This is a genomic window from Pseudomonas sp. PMCC200344, from assembly GCF_030053095.1.
Classification (GTDB): Bacteria; Pseudomonadota; Gammaproteobacteria; order Pseudomonadales; family Pseudomonadaceae; genus Aquipseudomonas; species Aquipseudomonas svalbardensis.
The window spans coordinates 4,784,397-4,799,938 of record NZ_CP125618.1 but is presented as its reverse complement, the minus strand read 5'-3'; the positions used below and the strand labels follow the sequence as shown (position 1 = coordinate 4,799,938).

General features: G+C 60.4%; 17 protein-coding genes. 16 read left to right on the top strand and 1 reads right to left on the bottom strand.

The genetic code is table 11. The annotated features are described in order from the left end of the window. The first annotated feature begins 110 nt into the window (after positions 1–110). The 4 genes from QFW87_RS21975 to QFW87_RS21960 all read left to right on the top strand — a co-directional run bounded on the left by QFW87_RS21975 (position 111) and on the right by QFW87_RS21960 (position 3,279). Positions 111–770 carry a transglutaminase family protein gene (locus QFW87_RS21975; protein WP_283188877.1) on the top strand — a complete coding sequence of 220 codons (660 nt, stop codon included), beginning with the start codon at positions 111–113 and terminating at the stop codon, positions 768–770. Positions 771–813: 43 nt separating this feature from the next. After that, positions 814–1,437: a glutathione S-transferase gene (locus QFW87_RS21970; protein ID WP_283188876.1), complete on the top strand. Its 624-nt coding sequence runs from the start codon at positions 814–816 to the stop codon at positions 1,435–1,437. 133 nt (positions 1,438–1,570) lie between these two features. Further along, a complete protein-coding gene (locus QFW87_RS21965; RefSeq protein ID WP_033056918.1) occupies positions 1,571–2,503 on the top strand; it encodes an ABC transporter ATP-binding protein in 933 nt (310 codons plus the stop codon). Further along, a complete protein-coding gene (locus QFW87_RS21960; RefSeq protein ID WP_283188875.1) occupies positions 2,500–3,279 on the top strand; it encodes an ABC transporter permease in 780 nt (259 codons plus the stop codon). Before QFW87_RS21965 ends, QFW87_RS21960 begins: the two co-directional genes overlap by 4 nt. A 138-nt stretch (positions 3,280–3,417) precedes the next feature. On the opposite strand, the gene QFW87_RS21955 is transcribed toward QFW87_RS21960, so the two are convergent. Continuing rightward, entirely contained in the window at positions 3,418–3,936 is a 519-nt protein-coding gene (locus QFW87_RS21955; protein ID WP_283181271.1) for a DUF2062 domain-containing protein, read from the bottom strand. 135 nt (positions 3,937–4,071) lie between these two features. Between QFW87_RS21955 and QFW87_RS21950 the strand changes: the two genes are divergently transcribed. The 12 genes from QFW87_RS21950 to QFW87_RS21895 all read left to right on the top strand — a co-directional run bounded on the left by QFW87_RS21950 (position 4,072) and on the right by QFW87_RS21895 (position 15,526). Beyond that, positions 4,072–6,294: a DNA internalization-related competence protein ComEC/Rec2 gene (locus tag QFW87_RS21950; RefSeq protein ID WP_283188874.1), complete on the top strand. Its 2,223-nt coding sequence runs from the start codon at positions 4,072–4,074 to the stop codon at positions 6,292–6,294. A 97-nt stretch (positions 6,295–6,391) separates the two neighbouring features. After that, the gene (locus tag QFW87_RS21945) at positions 6,392–7,027 is read left to right on the top strand and encodes a MotA/TolQ/ExbB proton channel family protein (RefSeq protein ID WP_283181269.1); all 636 of its coding nucleotides are present in this window, start codon (positions 6,392–6,394) and stop codon (positions 7,025–7,027) included. Further along, positions 7,024–7,455, top strand: coding sequence for a biopolymer transporter ExbD (locus QFW87_RS21940; RefSeq protein ID WP_283188873.1), 432 nt, complete (start codon positions 7,024–7,026; stop codon positions 7,453–7,455). Before QFW87_RS21945 ends, QFW87_RS21940 begins: the two co-directional genes overlap by 4 nt. Then, positions 7,455–8,465 carry a tetraacyldisaccharide 4'-kinase gene (gene lpxK, locus QFW87_RS21935; protein WP_283181267.1) on the top strand — a complete coding sequence of 337 codons (1,011 nt, stop codon included), beginning with the start codon at positions 7,455–7,457 and terminating at the stop codon, positions 8,463–8,465. Before QFW87_RS21940 ends, lpxK begins: the two co-directional genes overlap by 1 nt. Positions 8,466–8,490: 25 nt before the next feature. Next, positions 8,491–8,676 (top strand): Trm112 family protein, encoded by a 186-nt coding sequence (locus tag QFW87_RS21930; protein ID WP_007945752.1) that lies wholly within the window; start codon positions 8,491–8,493, stop codon positions 8,674–8,676. After that, the gene (kdsB, locus tag QFW87_RS21925) at positions 8,673–9,437 is read left to right on the top strand and encodes a 3-deoxy-manno-octulosonate cytidylyltransferase (RefSeq protein WP_046049062.1); all 765 of its coding nucleotides are present in this window, start codon (positions 8,673–8,675) and stop codon (positions 9,435–9,437) included. Before QFW87_RS21930 ends, kdsB begins: the two co-directional genes overlap by 4 nt. After that, a complete protein-coding gene (locus QFW87_RS21920) occupies positions 9,437–9,901 on the top strand; it encodes a low molecular weight protein-tyrosine-phosphatase (protein ID WP_283188872.1) in 465 nt (154 codons plus the stop codon). The genes kdsB and QFW87_RS21920 overlap by 1 nt, the downstream gene beginning before the upstream one ends. Further along, complete coding sequence (murB, locus tag QFW87_RS21915) at positions 9,898–10,917, top strand: UDP-N-acetylmuramate dehydrogenase (protein ID WP_283188871.1); 1,020 nt, start codon at positions 9,898–9,900, stop codon at positions 10,915–10,917. The genes QFW87_RS21920 and murB overlap by 4 nt, the downstream gene beginning before the upstream one ends. Before the next feature lie 244 nt (positions 10,918–11,161). Next, the gene (locus tag QFW87_RS21910; protein WP_283181264.1) at positions 11,162–11,635 is read left to right on the top strand and encodes a (2Fe-2S)-binding protein; all 474 of its coding nucleotides are present in this window, start codon (positions 11,162–11,164) and stop codon (positions 11,633–11,635) included. Beyond that, a complete protein-coding gene (locus QFW87_RS21905; protein ID WP_283188870.1) occupies positions 11,632–13,953 on the top strand; it encodes a xanthine dehydrogenase family protein molybdopterin-binding subunit in 2,322 nt (773 codons plus the stop codon). The genes QFW87_RS21910 and QFW87_RS21905 overlap by 4 nt, the downstream gene beginning before the upstream one ends. Further along, positions 13,953–14,936 carry an XdhC family protein gene (locus tag QFW87_RS21900; protein WP_283188869.1) on the top strand — a complete coding sequence of 328 codons (984 nt, stop codon included), beginning with the start codon at positions 13,953–13,955 and terminating at the stop codon, positions 14,934–14,936. Before QFW87_RS21905 ends, QFW87_RS21900 begins: the two co-directional genes overlap by 1 nt. Beyond that, a complete protein-coding gene (locus QFW87_RS21895) occupies positions 14,933–15,526 on the top strand; it encodes a nucleotidyltransferase family protein (RefSeq protein ID WP_283188868.1) in 594 nt (197 codons plus the stop codon). The genes QFW87_RS21900 and QFW87_RS21895 overlap by 4 nt, the downstream gene beginning before the upstream one ends. Positions 15,527–15,542 lie beyond the last annotated feature (16 nt).

Genomic DNA, 15,542 nt, shown 5'->3' with positions numbered 1-15,542 from the left:
CGGAAATCGTTCGTTGGACGGGCGGCAAAGCGTCCATGTTTGGCCGAAACGTCGTTATCTCTGTGCTGAACGTGTCGCTAGACTCGTGGCTTTCCCAGGAGATTGTTCTCATGCACGAGTATCTGAGTCCCGGCCGCTTCATAGATAGTGACCACCCGTCGGTGGTGGAGTTCGCCGAAAAACATCGCGGCAGCCGTCGTGACCCGCTCGAGCAGGCGATCAATCTCTATTACGCCGTGCGCGAAACTGTGCGTTACAACCCTTACACCTTCAGTCGCGACCCAGACACCTTGCGCGGCAGTTATGCGTTGGCAGCGGGGGAGAGTTATTGCGTGCCTAAAGCCACGCTGCTGGCCGGGTGCGCCCGACATTGCGCGATCCCTGCGCGTATCGGCCTGGCGGACGTGCGCAATCATTTATCGACGCCGCGGTTGCTCGAGTTGCTCAAGAGCGATGTGTTCGCCATGCACGGCTATACGGAGCTGTATCTGAACGGCCGCTGGGTAAAAGCCACGCCAGCGTTCAACCAAGGCTTGTGCGAACTGTTCAATGTCGCACCACTTGAATTCGACGGCATCAACGACAGCGTTTTCCATCCGTTCAATCGCGACGGCGAGCAATTGATGGAATACCTGATCGACCACGGGCAGTTCACCGACGTGCCTGAATCGTTCTTTTTCGAGCACCTCGAGAAGTGCTATCCGCATCTGTTCAGCGACACTCTGCCCACGCTGCTGGGTGACATGCAGAGCGATTTGAGTCGCGCCTGATCCGGCGTATGCTGCCTGCGCATTCATCCATAAAGAGGCGGTCATGCTGAAGATCTGGGGTCGGAAAAACTCGTCGAATGTCAGAAAACCTTTGTGGGCCGCCGAGGAGCTTGGTCTGGCCTATGAGGCCATCGACGCCGGCGGCGCCTTTGGTGTAGTCGATACGCCGCAGTACCGCGCGATGAACCCCAATGGTCGCGTGCCGGTGATTGAAGACGAGGGTTTCGTGCTGTGGGAATCCAACGCCATCGTGCGTTACCTGATGGCTCGCCACGCCAACGGCACGGCCTGGTATCCAGAGGATCTGCAGGCCCGGGCTTCGGCCGACAAGTGGATGGACTGGACCACTTCAAGTTTTGCCGGCCCGTTCCGCACGGTGTTCTGGGGTGTGTTACGTACACCGGAAAGTCAACAGGACTGGCCCGCAATCAACGCCGCGATCAAGGAGTGCGATGGCCTGCTGTCGATGGCTGATCAGGCGCTGGCGACCCAACCATACCTGTCCGGCGATGAGATTGGCATGGGCGACATTCCTCTGGGCAGTTTCATTTATGCCTGGTTCGAGATGCCGATCGAGCGCGCGCCGCAGCCTCATTTGCAAGCCTGGTATGCACGGCTGAAACAGCGTCCGGCGTATCAGAAAGCCGTTATGACCGCGTTGACTTAATACTCACTATCGACACACTTGACTGTACTTGTGTGGCGGCGACAAGCACCATTGCGCTCGTGCGCCGCGGTTGTATCAGTCGCCGCCCGCCCTTATTTGTCCCTTTCTTCCCTTCTTGGTGCGTAAATCCGATATGAGTTCCGCTCTGTCCATCCGGCAGCTAACCAAAACCTACGGCAACGGTTTCCAGGCCCTGAGTGGTATCGATCTGGACGTCGCCGAAGGTGACTTTTTCGCATTGCTCGGCCCTAACGGCGCCGGAAAATCCACCACCATCGGCATCCTCTCGACCCTGGTGAACAAGACCAGCGGGACGGTGAATATCTTCGGTCACGACCTGGACAAGAATCCTGCGCAGCTCAAGCGCTCCATCGGCGTAGTACCTCAGGAATTCAACTTCAACCAGTTCGAAAAAACCTTCGATATCGTCGTGACCCAGGCCGGTTATTACGGCATCCCGCCGAAAATCGCCAAGGAACGCGCCGAGCAGTACCTGACCCAACTGGGCCTGTGGGACAAGCGCGATACGCCGTCGCGTTCACTGTCTGGCGGCATGAAGCGTCGACTGATGATCGCCCGTGCGCTGGTTCACGAACCGCGCTTGCTGATCCTCGACGAACCGACGGCGGGTGTGGACATCGAACTGCGTCGCTCGATGTGGACGTTCCTCACCGAGCTAAACAAGAAAGGCATCACCATCATCCTCACCACCCACTACCTGGAAGAGGCTGAGCAGTTGTGCCGCAACATCGGCATCATCGACCACGGCACCATCGTCGAGAACACCAGCATGAAACAGTTGCTCGGCCAACTGCATGTGGAAACGTTCCTGCTCGACCTCAAAAACACTTTGCAAACCGCGCCGCAGTTGCTCGGTTACCCGACCAAGCTGCTCGACAGCCACACCCTTGAAGTTCAGGTCGACAAGGCCATGGGCATCACCGCGCTGTTCACCCAATTGGCGCAGCAGAACATCGAAGTGTTGAGCCTGCGTAACAAAACCAATCGCCTCGAGGAGTTGTTCGTGTCCCTGGTGGAGAAAAATCTGTCGAAGGTGGCGGTATGAGTTCCGAGCTGCAACCCAACCTCGTTGCCCTCAACACCATCGTTTACCGAGAGGTCAAACGCTTTACCCGGATCTGGCCGCAGACGCTGCTGCCGCCGGCCATCACCATGGTTCTGTACTTCGTGATCTTCGGCAATCTGATCGGCCGGCAGATCGGTGACATGGGTGGCTTCACCTACATGGAGTACATCGTGCCGGGGCTGATCATGATGTCGGTGATCACCAACTCCTACGGCAACGTGGTCTCGAGTTTCTTCGGCAGCAAGTTCCAGCGTTCCATCGAAGAATTGATGGTGTCGCCCGTGTCGCCGCATACGATTCTGATCGGCTACACCCTGGGCGGCGTGCTGCGCGGCTTGATGGTCGGGCTCATCGTGACCCTGCTGTCGCTGTTCTTCACCGACTTGCAGGTGCATCACCTGGGCGTGACCATTCTGGTGGTGGTGCTGACGGCGACGATTTTCTCGCTGCTGGGCTTCATCAACGCCGTGTTTGCGCGCAACTTCGATGACATCTCGATCATCCCGACGTTTGTGCTGACACCGCTGACCTACCTGGGCGGGGTGTTCTACTCGATCTCCTTGCTGCCACCGTTCTGGCAGACCGTGTCCCTGGCCAACCCGGTGCTGCACATGGTCAACGCCTTCCGTTACGGCATTCTTGGCGTTTCGGACATTAGGATCAGCGTGGCGATCACCTTCATGCTGGTGGCGACCGTGGTGTTGTACATCGGTTGCGCACGGCTGCTGGTCAGTGGACGCGGGATGCGTACCTAAAAGGACGACCGCATCGCCTTCTTCGCGAGCAGGCTCGCTCCCACACTGGATCCCCTGTGGGAGCGAGCCTGCTCGCGATGGCGTCAGTCCAGACACCACAAAAAACAACGGCCTCCCACTGTGGAGGCCGTTTTGCGTTTACTGCATTCGCTTTTTCTTGCGCCGCCGCCACTGCCGCCCCACCCACCAGCGCCAGTACATCATGGTCAGGCAATAGGCGAGCGCGCCGAGCACCAGTCCCGTCACCACCGAGCCGAGTAAAAACGGCTGCCAAAGAGTCGAGAGTTCGCCGCTGATCCATTCCCAGGTCAGCTCGTCCGGCAAATGGCGGGTGGGAACGTCCATCAGCCAGGCCCCCGTCTGGTAAGTGCAGAAGAACACCGCCGGCATGGTGATCGGGTTGGTCAGCCAGACCAGGCTGACCGCAATCGGCATGTTGCCGCGCACCATGATGGCGAGAATGGCGGCGAGCAGCATCTGCAATGGAATTGGCAGGAACGCCGCGAACAGACCCACAGCCATGGCCCGTGCGACGGAATGGCGGTTGAGGTGCCAGAGGTTCGGGTCATGCAGCAGGGTGCCGAGAAAGCGTAACGACTTGTGTTCCCTGATGATGATCGGGTCTGGCATGTAACGTTTGAATAAGCGCCGGGGCATAAGGCTTCTCGGTCGGTTAAGGCGGCAAGTATGTCTGGATTCTATGAACCGCCCATTCAGACTTTGTGACAATTAATAACGATGCCTGTGCGATTAGCCGGCTATGCCTAAGAGGGGACTCTCAAGGACGGGCGTATGCGCACAGGGATGATGGCGCTGGCGTTGGGTCTGTTGATCTTGCGTTTTTTACCGATACTACCGCCGGTCTGGTTGTGGCTGTTGTTGCCAGTCATGGGATTGATGGCGCTGCCGTTCAGGACTTATCCGTTGGCGTTTTTCCTGTTCGGCTTCAGTTGGGCGTGCGCGAATGCACAGTGGGCGCTGGATGATCGGCTGCCGATGAGCCTCGATAGCGAAACCCGTTGGGTCGAAGGTCGGGTGACGGGATTGCCGCAGATCAATGAGGCCGTCGTGCGTTTCGAGTTGGCGGACGCCCGGTCGCGACATGGGAAGGTGCCGAAACTTCTGCGCCTGGCCTGGTATGACGGGCCGCCGGTCAACAGCGGCGAACATTGGCGACTGGCGGTCAAGTTGAAGCGTCCTGCGGGGCTGCTCAATCCCCATGCCTTCGATTACGACGCCTGGCTGTTGGCGCAACGCATCGGCGCTACCGGGGCGGTCAAGGCTGGCGAGCGGCTCAAGGAAGCCCAATGGGCCTGGCGCGACGGCATCCGTCAGCGCTTGCAGTCCGTGGATGCCCAGGGACGAACGGGAGCGCTGACGGCGTTGGTGCTGGGGGATGGCGCCGGACTGAGTCGCGAAGACTGGCAGGTGCTGCAAGACACCGGCACCGTCCATCTGTTGGTGATTTCCGGACAACACATCGGGTTGTTGGCAGGGCTGGTGTATCTGTTGATTGCCGGGCTGGCCCGTTATGGCCTGTGGCCGAAACGCTTGCCTTGGCTGCCGTGGGCCTGTGGACTCGCGTTCGCGGCCGCTCTCGGTTATGGGCTGCTGGCCGGTTTCGAGGTGCCGGTGCGGCGGGCCTGCGTGATGATCGGTCTGGTGCTGTTGTGGCGCCTGCGATTTCGTCACCTCGGCGCCTGGTGGCCGTTGTTGCTGGCGCTCGACGGTGTTTTGCTGCTGGATCCGCTGGCGAGTCTGCAACCGGGTTTCTGGCTGTCGTTCGCGGCGGTGGCGGTGTTGATCTTCACCTTCGGTGGTCGGCTGGGCCCATGGCGTTGGTGGCAAACGTGGACCCGTGCCCAATGGCTGATCGCGATTGGTCTGTGCCCGTTGCTGCTGGTGCTCGGGTTGCCGATCAGTCTCAGCGGGCCGGTGGCCAATTTGCTCGCGGTGCCGTGGATCAGCCTGGTCGTGCTGCCTCCGGCATTGCTGGGTACGTTGTTTTTACCCCTTCCTTACGTGGGCGAAGGGTTGCTGTGGTTGGCAGGAGGTTTGATCGACCTCTTGTTCAAGGGCCTGACGCTGATGGCCGGGTATTTACCCGCGTGGGTCCCGGTGGCCATCCCGTTGTGGATATGGGCACTCGGCACAGTCGGTGCCTTTCTACTATTGATGCCTCGGGGTGTGCCGTTTCGCTCGTTGGGTTGGCCGATGCTGTTGTTGCTGGTTTTTCCACCCCGGCAGGTCTTGCCTGAAGGCATCGCCGAAGTTTGGCAGCTGGATGTCGGCCAGGGTTTGGCCATCCTGGTGCGCACCCGTCATCACACACTGTTGTATGACACCGGGCCACGTTTCGGCGATTTCGACCTGGGCGAGCGGGTGGTGCTGCCGACTTTACGCAAACTGGGCGTGAATGGACTCGATTTGATGTTGATCAGCCATGCTGACGCCGATCATGCGGGCGGCGCCCGGGCCGTTGCCAATGGCCTGCCGGTGAAACGGGTGGTCAGTGGCGATCCCCTGGCGCTGCCGGCCGAATTGCAGGCAGAAGGCTGCGAGAGCGGCAAGCAATGGGTCTGGGATGATGTGAGGTTCCAGCTCTGGCAGTGGTCTTCGGCCAGCGACAGCAATCAAAAATCCTGCGTCCTGCAGATAGAAGCCAACGGTGAGCGTCTGTTATTGACCGGTGATATAGACACCGTAGCCGAGCGGGCACTGCTCGACAGTCCACTCGCCGTCACCACCGATTGGTTGCAGGCACCGCACCACGGCAGTCGCAGCTCATCTTCCATGGCGCTGCTTACCGGGCTGCAACCCAAAGCAGTGCTGATCTCCCGCGGCCAGGGCAATTCATTCGGTCATCCCCATCCCACGATCATGGCGCGCTATCGAAAGCGTGGCATGTCGATCCATGACAGCGCCGAACAGGGTGCCATCCGTCTGCAACTGGGACGCTTCAAGCCGCCATGGACGATGCGTCAAGAACGGCGTTTCTGGCGCTCTGTGCAATAACCGGAGTGATTAAAGCCCGACCGGATGCGACATCGCGGTTTTCGGTGCGCCGACCCCCTATGTTAGAGTGGCGCACTTTTTCGAGGGGACTGTCACTGTGTGGGAATTGGTCAAATCCGGCGGATGGATGATGATACCGATCATTCTGAGTTCCATCGCAGCCATGGCGATCGTCGCCGAACGTCTCTGGACCCTGCGAGCCAGCCGTGTGACCCCGGAGCATTTGCTCGGGCAGGTCTGGGTCTGGATCAAGGACAAACAACTCAATAAGGACAAACTCAAGGAACTGCGCGCCAACTCGCCGCTGGGCGAAATCCTGGCTGCCGGCCTGGCCAACTCCAGGCATGGTCGCGAGATCATGAAAGAGTGCATAGAAGAAGCCGCCGCGCGAGTGGTTCACGAGCTCGAACGCTACATCAATGCGCTGGGCACCATCGCCGCCATGGCCCCGTTGCTGGGTCTGTTGGGGACGGTGTTGGGCATGATCGATATCTTCAGCGCATTCATGGGTTCGGGCATGACCACTAACGCTGCCGTGTTGGCCGGTGGTATCTCCAAGGCCCTGATTACTACGGCCGCAGGCCTGATGGTCGGCATCCCGGCGGTATTCTTCCACCGGTTCCTGCAACGCCGGATCGATGAACTGGTGGTGGGCATGGAGCAGGAAGCGATCAAGCTTGTCGAGGTGGTGCAGGGCGACCGTGATGTTGACCTGAATGGGAGCAAAGCGTGAAATTCCGCCGCAAGCAACGGGAGAATGTGGACATCAACCTCGCGTCGCTGATCGACGTGGTGTTTATCCTGCTGCTGTTTTTCGTTGTCACGACCACGTTTACCCGTGAAACCCAGTTGCGCGTCGATCTGCCGGAAGCGGTCAGCGGTTCGCCTGCCGAAGATCAGCAGGTCAAGCATTTGGACGTTGCAATCAGTGCCGAAGGCGCGTTCTCGGTGAATAATCAGGTATTGCCAAAGAACGACCTGGTGACGCTGATGGACGCGCTGCAGAAAGAATCCAATGGCGACACCAAACTGCCGCTGTCCATCAGCGCTGATGGCAAGACCCAGCATCAGTCCGTCATCACCGCTATGGACGCCGCCGGTAAACTCGGTTTCAGTCACCTGCGCATGACCACTGTCGAGGCGGCGCCGCCCGCGCCCTGATGGCCATGTCCGATCGCTTGCTCGCCGCATGGTACCAAGGTCATCCGGCCCTGAAGCTGTTGCAGCCGTTGGAGTGGCTGTATCGGCGCGTGGTCATGAACAAGCGCAAGCGTTTTCTGGCGGGTGAGGGCGAGATCTATCAACCGCCGGTGCCGCTGATCGTGGTCGGCAACATCACCGTCGGCGGCACCGGCAAGACGCCACTGATTCTATGGATGATCCAGCACTGCCAGCGCAGCGGTTTGCGGGTTGGCGTGGTCAGCCGAGGTTACGGCGCCAAACCGCCGCAACTGCCTTGGCGAGTCGAGGCGGATCAAAGCGCCGATATCGCAGGCGACGAACCGCTCTTGATCGTCCAGCGCACCGGCGTTCCGTTGATGATCGACCCGGACCGCAGCAGCGCCGTCAAAGCCCTGCTGGCGAGTGAACCGCTGGACCTGATCCTGTCCGACGACGGCATGCAGCATTACCGTCTGGCCCGCGACCTGGAGCTGGTACTGATCGACGCCGCCCGAGGTTTGGGCAACCAGCGCTGTCTGCCCGCCGGGCCGTTGCGTGAGCCGGCCGAGCGCCTGCAAAGCGTCGACGCGGTGCTGTACAACGGCGCCGATGACGATCGCGAAGGCGGTTTTGCCTTCCAGCTTCAACCCACCGAACTGGTCAATCTGCGAAGCGGCGAGCGGCGTCCCCTCGATCACTTTCCCGCAGGCCAGGCGCTGCACGCCGTGGCCGGGATCGGCAACCCGCAGCGTTTCTTCACAACCCTCGAAACGCTACACTGGCAACCAGTCCCGCATGCGTTTGCCGACCACGCCGAATACAGCGTGCAGGCCTTGAATTTCACACCGTCATTGCCGTTGGTGATGACCGAAAAGGACGCGGTGAAGTGCCGTGCCTTCGCCGCCGCCGATTGGTGGTACCTGGCGGTCGATGCTGCGCCATCGCCGGCCTTCGTGGCCTGGTTCGATACGCAGCTGATGCGCCTGTTGCCGGCTCGTCTTTTGCCTTAAATCCGTTTTTATCCAGGGAATGCTCATGGACACCAAATTGCTCGATATCCTCGCTTGCCCGGTCTGCAAAGGCCCGCTCAAGCTCAGTGCCGACAAAACCGAGCTGATCAGCAAGGGCGCAGGCCTGGCTTACCCGATTCGCGACGGCATCCCGGTGATGCTCGAAACCGAAGCCCGCACCCTGACCACCGACGAGCGTCTGGATAAATGACCACAGCCTTTACCGTTGTCATTCCATCGCGTTATGCCTCCACTCGTTTGCCGGGCAAACCGCTGCTCCTGATCGCCGGCAAGCCGATGATCCAGCACGTCTGGGAACAGGCGAGCAAAAGCAGTGCTCAGCGCGTGGTGGTTGCCACTGACGATGCGCGCATCGTCGAGGCCTGCAACGGGTTTGGCGCTGAAGTGGTGCTGACCCGCGAAGATCACAATTCCGGCACCGACCGTTTGGCCGAAGTCGCCGCGAAGCTGGGCCTGGCGCCCGACGCTATTGTGGTCAACGTCCAGGGTGACGAACCGTTGATCCCGCCGAGCGTGATCGATCAGGTTGCCGCCAACCTGGCCGCCCACACCGAAGCGCGCATGGCCACGTTGGCTGAGCCGATCGAAGACGTGGAAACCCTGTTTAACCCCAACGTGGTCAAGGTTGTCAGCGACCTTAATGGCCTGGCGCTGACCTTCAGTCGTGCCACGTTGCCGTGGGCCCGGGACGCGTTTGCCAAAAGCCGCGAGCAATTGCCGGAAGGCGTGCCGTATCGCCGGCACATTGGCATCTATGCCTACCGCGCCGGTTTCCTGCATGACTTCGTCAGCTGGGGCCCATGCTGGCTGGAAAATACCGAATCCCTGGAACAGCTGCGTGCCCTGTGGCACGGCGTGCGGATTCACGTCGCCGACGCGCTGATCGCACCGCCCACCGGCGTCGATACCGTTGAAGACCTTGAGCGCGTTCGTCGCCTGCTGGAGGCCTGATGCGGGTTTTGTTTGTCTGCCTGGGCAACATCTGCCGTTCCCCCACGGCTGAAGGCGTGTTGCGACACAAACTGCGCGAAGCGGGGCTGGCCGATCAAATCGAAGTCGCTTCCGCTGGAACCGGTGACTGGCACGTCGGCAAGTCCCCGGACAAGCGCAGCCAGGCTGCGGCGAAACTGCGTGGTTATGACCTGTCCGCCCAGCGCGCCCAGCAAGTGTCCCGCGCCGATTTCGCCACCTACGACCTGATTCTGGCGATGGACCACAGCAACCTGCGCAACCTCAAGGCCTTGCAACCGGCCAAGGGCAAGGCCGAACTGGATCTGTTCCTGCGTCGCTACCAGTCAGAAATCGATGAAGTGCCGGATCCGTACTACGACGGCGACCAAGGCTTCGAGCAGGTGCTGGACCTGATCGAGCGCGCCAGTGATTTGCTGGTGATCGAATTGAAGGGACGGTTATGAGTTTGCAGGTGCACGCCCAGGTTTCGCTCAAACCGTTCAACAGCTTTGGTGTCGACGTTAAGGCCAGGCTGTTTGCCGAAGCCCACAGCGATGCCGACGTGCGTGAAGCCCTGGCCTATGCGGTGGAGCATGACGTGCCGCTGCTGGTGATTGGCGGTGGCAGCAATTTGCTGCTGACGGCCGATATCCAGTCGCTGGTGCTGCGTATGGCCACCCGCGGGATTCGCATCTTGAGCGATGACGGCAGCAAGGTCGTGATCGAAGCCGAGGCCGGCGAGCCTTGGCATCCGTTCGTGCAGCACACCTTGGCGCAGGGTTTGTCGGGCCTGGAAAACCTCAGTCTGATCCCCGGCACTGTCGGCGCGGCACCGATGCAGAACATCGGTGCTTATGGCGTGGAGATCAAGGACGTGTTCGCCGGCCTGACCGCGCTGGATCGGCAGACCGGCGACTTGCGGGATTTCACCCTGGAAGAATGCAACTTCGCCTACCGCGACAGCCTGTTCAAGCAGGAACCGGGGCGTTGGTTGATCCTGCGGGTTCGTTTCATCCTGGACCGCGCCGCGCACCTGCATCTGGAGTACGGCCCGGTGCGCCAGCGCCTGACCGAGCACGGTATCGATCATCCGACAGCCACTGATGTCAGTCAGGCGATTTGCAGCATCCGCAATGAAAAGCTCCCGGACCCGGCGGTGCTTGGCAATGCCGGCAGCTTCTTCAAGAATCCTTTGGTGCCAGCGGCGCTTGTCGCGCAACTCAAAGGTGAATATCCGGATCTGGTGGCCTACGCGCAACCCGACGGGCAAATGAAACTGGCAGCGGGGTGGCTGATCGAGCGGGCCGGCTGGAAAGGTTTCCGTGACGCCGATGTCGGCGTGCATAAATTGCAGGCGTTGGTGCTGGTCAACTACGGCAACGCGACAGGTCTGCAATTGCTGAACCTGGCGCAACGCATTCAGAAAGACATTTCGGAACGTTTCCATGTCGACCTGGAAATGGAGCCCAATCGGTATTGAAGCTACGCTTTCAAGACTGATTTCAAAGCCCTGCACACGTTTAACGGTGCAGGGCTTTTTTGTTAATGCTGGGTTAACTTAGCCACCTAACGATGCAAACGTTTGCTCCATCAAAGGCCCGATGCAGACGCTATCGTCCGCATAAGAGAGCCTCATTAGCCTGAGCCGATCTGCGTGACGCCAACCGCCAACACCAGGCGGCAGATTGCTCGACCCCATAACCAATAACTATGCGGGCGTGCCCATGAATACCCTGAAGCTTAACGGTCAATACTACAAAATGGATGTGTCGGACGAGATGCCGCTGCTGTGGGCTATTCGCGATGTAGCGGGCGGCCATCCAGGCACGAAATTCGGCTGCGGCATGGGGCTGTGCGGTGCCTGTACGATTCATATCGACGGTCAGCCTGCGCGGGCGTGCATCACGCCGATCAGTTCCGTGAACGGGCAGAATGTCACCACCATCGACGAATTGCACAACGACCCGATCGGGCAAGTCGTCCAGCAAGCCTGGCTCGACACCGCCGTGGCCCAGTGCGGTTTCTGTCAGGGCGGGCAGATCATGTCCGCCACGGCGCTGCTCAAGACCAACCCGAACCCCAGCGACGAACAGATCGAAGAGGCGATGGTCGGCAATATTTGCCGCTGCGGCACTTACAATCGCATCAAGACCGCCATCCGCCAGGCATCCACTCACCTGAAGGAGGCCAAGGCATGAGCCAGCTACCGAATGATTTCGCGCTGAGCAACCTCAGTCGTCGCGGTTTCCTCAAAGGCGTTAGCGCCACCAGTGCGCTGGTACTGGTTGCGAGCTGGGGCTGGCAAGACGCTTTCGCTGCCGAGAAAGAGAAGACATTCGGCGCCGATGGCATGCCCAACGGCTGGATCGACGATCCCAAGGTATACGTCAGCATCGCCGCTGATGGCACGGTGACCGTGGTCTGCAACCGTTCGGAAATGGGCCAGGGTGTGCGCACCAGCCTGACGATGGTGGTGGCCGATGAACTGGAAGCCGATTGGGCGATGATGAAGGTGCAACAGGCGCCGGGCGACGAAGTGCGCTTCGGCAACCAGGACACCGATGGCTCGCGCAGCATGCGCCACTGGTACGAGCCGATGCGTCGCTGCGGTGCTGCCGCGCGGACCATGCTTGAACAAGCGGCAGCCGAACAGTGGAAGGTGCCGGTCAGCGAATGCCGAGCGCAACTGCATAAAGTCATTCACCAACCGACCGGTCGTGAGCTGGGTTACGGCGCTTTGGCCGCCGCGGCCGGTGCGCTGGCGGTACCGGCGCGTGACAGCCTGCGGCTCAAGCAGCCGTCGGAATTCCGCTATATCGGAAAGGAAGGCACCAAGGCTATCGACGGTGCCGACATCGTCAATGGCCGCGCTATTTACGGTGCAGACGTGCATTTCGACGGCATGCTCTACGCCACCATTGCACGTCCTGCGGTGTACGGCGGCAAGGTTAAGTCCGTCGACTCCAGCACCGCGATGAAAGTCCCGGGCGTGATCAAGGTCATTCAGATCGAAGATCGTCCACTGCCGTTGGAGTTTCAACCGCTGGGCGGCGTGGCCGTGGTCGCCAGCAATACCTGGGCGGCGATCAAGGGCCGCGAAGCGCTGAAAATCGAGTGGGACGATGGCCCCAACGCCAGTTACGACTCGATCGCCTACCGCAAGGAAATTGAGGCTGCATCCCTCAAATCCGGCAAAGTGGTGCGCAATACCGGCAACATCGATGACGCGATGGGCAGCGCCGACAGCACACTCGAAGCATCCTATTACCTGCCGCACCTGACGCAGGCGCCAATGGAACCGATGGTCGCCATCGCCCGCTTCAAGGACGGTGTGTGCGAAGCCTGGGCTCCAAGCCAGGCACCCCAAGTCACTCGCGAACGAATTGGCGAGCGCCTCGGCATTCCGTTCGATAACGTCACCTTCAACGTCACCTTGCTCGGTGGTGGTTTCGGTCGTAAATCCAAACCGGACTTCATCATTGAAGCCGCAATCCTTGCCAAGGAATTCCCCGGCAAGGCACTGCGGGTGCAATGGACCCGTGAAGACGACATCCACTGCTCCTATTTCCACACGGTGTCGGCCGAGTACCTGAAAGCCAGCCTGAACAAGGACGGCCTGCCGTCCGGCTGGTTGCACCGCACCGTGGCGCCAAGCATCACTGCGTTGTTTGCGCCGGGCATGAACCATGAGGCGGCCTTCGAGCTGGGCATGGGCTTTACCAACATGGCTTACGCGATTCCTAACGTGCGCCTGGAAAACCCGGAAGCGACGGTCCATACCCGCGTCGGCTGGTATCGCTCGGTGTCGAACATTCCTCACGGTTTTGCGATTCAGAGCTTTGTCGATGAACTGGCGCACAAGGCCGGCCAGGATCCGCTCAAGTACCAGATCAAATTGCTCGGCCCGGACCGGCAGATCGATCCGCGCACCTTGAGTGAAGAGTGGAACTACGGCGAATCGCCCGAGCGTTATCCGATCGACACCGCACGTCTGCGCACGGTACTGGAAACCGCCGCCAAAGCTTCCGGTTGGGGCCGCGAGTTGCCCAAGGGCCGAGGTCTGGGTCTGGCGGTGCATTACAGTTTCGTGACCTATGTGGCAGCGGTGATTGAGGTTGAAGTCAAAGACGACGGCACGCTGATCGTGCACAAGGCCGACATCGCGGTGGATTGCGGACCGCAGATCAACCCCGAGCGGATTCGTGCGCAGTTCGAAGGCGCCTGTGTCATGGGCCTGGGCAACGCGGTGCTGGGGGAAATCAGCTTCAAGGACGGCAAGGTCCAGCAGGACAACTTCCACATGTATGAAGTGGCGCGCATGTCCCTGGCGCCGAAGGAAGTCGCGGTTCATCTGGTCACGCCGCCAGGCAACGTGCCATTGGGCGGTGTCGGTGAACCGGGCGTGCCACCGATTGCGCCAGCGCTGTGCAACGCAATCTTTGCCGCCACCGGCAAACGCATCCGCAACTTGCCGGTTCGCTATCAGCTGCAAGGTTGGCAGAAGGCGCAGGCCTGATGGACAGCGTCGATCTGAATGTCCTGCGCAGCGTGCTCGAATGGCGCCGCGCCGGTCAGCGGGTGGTGTTGTACAGCGTGGTCCAGACCTGGGGCACTGCGCCGCGAGCACCTGGCGCCATGCTGGCCTTGCGTGAAGATGGCGTGGTGATTGGCTCGGTGTCCGGTGGTTGTGTCGAAGACGATTTGATTGCCCGGCTGCACGACGGTCGTATTCCCGCCGATGGGCCGCCGGTGCAATTGATCACTTACGGCGTCACCCGTGAAGAGGCGGCACGCTTCGGTTTGCCGTGCGGCGGCACCTTGCGCCTGACCGAGGAGCGGGTCGGCGATCCGGCTTGGGTCGCCGAGTTGCTGGCGCGCTGCGAGGCGCATGAAATCGTGGCTCGCTCACTCAGTGTCGAGACGGGTGAAGTCATGCTGCAACCGGCTGACAAGACGGATGTGCTGATGTTCGATGGCAAGACATTGCGCGCCATCTACGGCCCGCGTTGGCGGCTTTTGCTGATCGGCGCCGGGCAGTTGTCCCGTTATGTCGCCGAGATGGCGCGGCTGCTGGATTTCGAAGTGCTGATCTGCGATCCACGTACCGAGTTCGTTTACGGCTGGGAAGAGCAGCACGGGCGATTTGTTTCGGGCATGCCCGATGACGCGGTGCTCAGCATCCAGACTGACGAGCGTACGGCCATCGTCGCGCTGACCCACGATCCTCGACTCGATGACATGGCGCTGCTCACGGCCCTGGATTCCAGGGCGTTTTATGTCGGTGCGCTGGGCTCCCGGGTCAACAGCCTCAAACGCCGGGACAACCTCGCTCAGCTAGGCTTGTCACAAGAGGCTATCTCTCGGCTGCACGGCCCGATCGGTTTGCACATTGGCAGCCACACACCGGCGGAAATCGCCTTGTCGCTGCTGGCCGAAATCGTGGCGATCAAGAACGGCGTCGAACTGAAGCAGAAGAAGCTGTTGCAGGAGGTGGTATGAGCGAGCCCATCGGCGTCATTGTGCTGGCAGCGGGGCAGGGCAGTCGGTTTCGACAGGAGGCCGGTGCCGAAAAGGACAAGCTGGTGGCGGATTGTACGGCGCGCGAGGGTGCTGTTCATTCGATGATCGAGCAAGTGCTGCTGAATTTGCCGGCCTCCCTTGAGAATCGCGTCCTGGTGACCACTGTGGATCGACCACAAGTGATCCGCATGGCCAAGGCCTATGGCTGCGAGATTGTGCTGATCGAATCGACCGGCATGGGCGACAGCATCGCGGCCGGGGTGGCGGCGTGTCCGCAGCTCAGTGGCTGGCTGATTGTGCTGGGGGATATGCCGTTTATCCTTTCGTCGAGTATTGAATGTGTGGTGGCGGAGATTGCTGATGACGCCATCAGTGTTCCGGTGCATCAAGGTGAGTTGGGGCATCCGGTGGGTTTTGGGCGCAGCTTTGGTCCAGCGTTGATGTCGTTGTCCGGTGATCGAGGTGCCAAGGCGCTGTTTGCGCAGGCGAGGGTGGTCGAGGTGGCGGTGGACGATCCCGGGGTGTTGTGGGATGTGGATGTGCCAGAGAAATTGATCTACCCGCAATGACAGAACCGCAGACATA

Coding starts and splice junctions, on each gene's coding strand:
- QFW87_RS21900 (WP_283188869.1), top strand. CDS start 13,953: ATGGACAGCGTCGATCTGAATGTCCTGCGCAGCGTGCTCGAATGGCGC.
- QFW87_RS21905 (WP_283188870.1), top strand. CDS start 11,632: ATGAGCCAGCTACCGAATGATTTCGCGCTGAGCAACCTCAGTCGTCGC.
- lpxK (WP_283181267.1), top strand. CDS start 7,455: ATGGCCATGTCCGATCGCTTGCTCGCCGCATGGTACCAAGGTCATCCG.
- QFW87_RS21920 (WP_283188872.1), top strand. CDS start 9,437: ATGCGGGTTTTGTTTGTCTGCCTGGGCAACATCTGCCGTTCCCCCACG.
- QFW87_RS21970 (WP_283188876.1), top strand. CDS start 814: ATGCTGAAGATCTGGGGTCGGAAAAACTCGTCGAATGTCAGAAAACCT.
- QFW87_RS21895 (WP_283188868.1), top strand. CDS start 14,933: ATGAGCGAGCCCATCGGCGTCATTGTGCTGGCAGCGGGGCAGGGCAGT.
- QFW87_RS21955 (WP_283181271.1), bottom strand. CDS start 3,936: ATGCCCCGGCGCTTATTCAAACGTTACATGCCAGACCCGATCATCATC.
- murB (WP_283188871.1), top strand. CDS start 9,898: ATGAGTTTGCAGGTGCACGCCCAGGTTTCGCTCAAACCGTTCAACAGC.
- QFW87_RS21960 (WP_283188875.1), top strand. CDS start 2,500: ATGAGTTCCGAGCTGCAACCCAACCTCGTTGCCCTCAACACCATCGTT.
- QFW87_RS21965 (WP_033056918.1), top strand. CDS start 1,571: ATGAGTTCCGCTCTGTCCATCCGGCAGCTAACCAAAACCTACGGCAAC.
- QFW87_RS21910 (WP_283181264.1), top strand. CDS start 11,162: ATGAATACCCTGAAGCTTAACGGTCAATACTACAAAATGGATGTGTCG.
- QFW87_RS21950 (WP_283188874.1), top strand. CDS start 4,072: ATGCGCACAGGGATGATGGCGCTGGCGTTGGGTCTGTTGATCTTGCGT.
- QFW87_RS21975 (WP_283188877.1), top strand. CDS start 111: ATGCACGAGTATCTGAGTCCCGGCCGCTTCATAGATAGTGACCACCCG.
- QFW87_RS21930 (WP_007945752.1), top strand. CDS start 8,491: ATGGACACCAAATTGCTCGATATCCTCGCTTGCCCGGTCTGCAAAGGC.
- kdsB (WP_046049062.1), top strand. CDS start 8,673: ATGACCACAGCCTTTACCGTTGTCATTCCATCGCGTTATGCCTCCACT.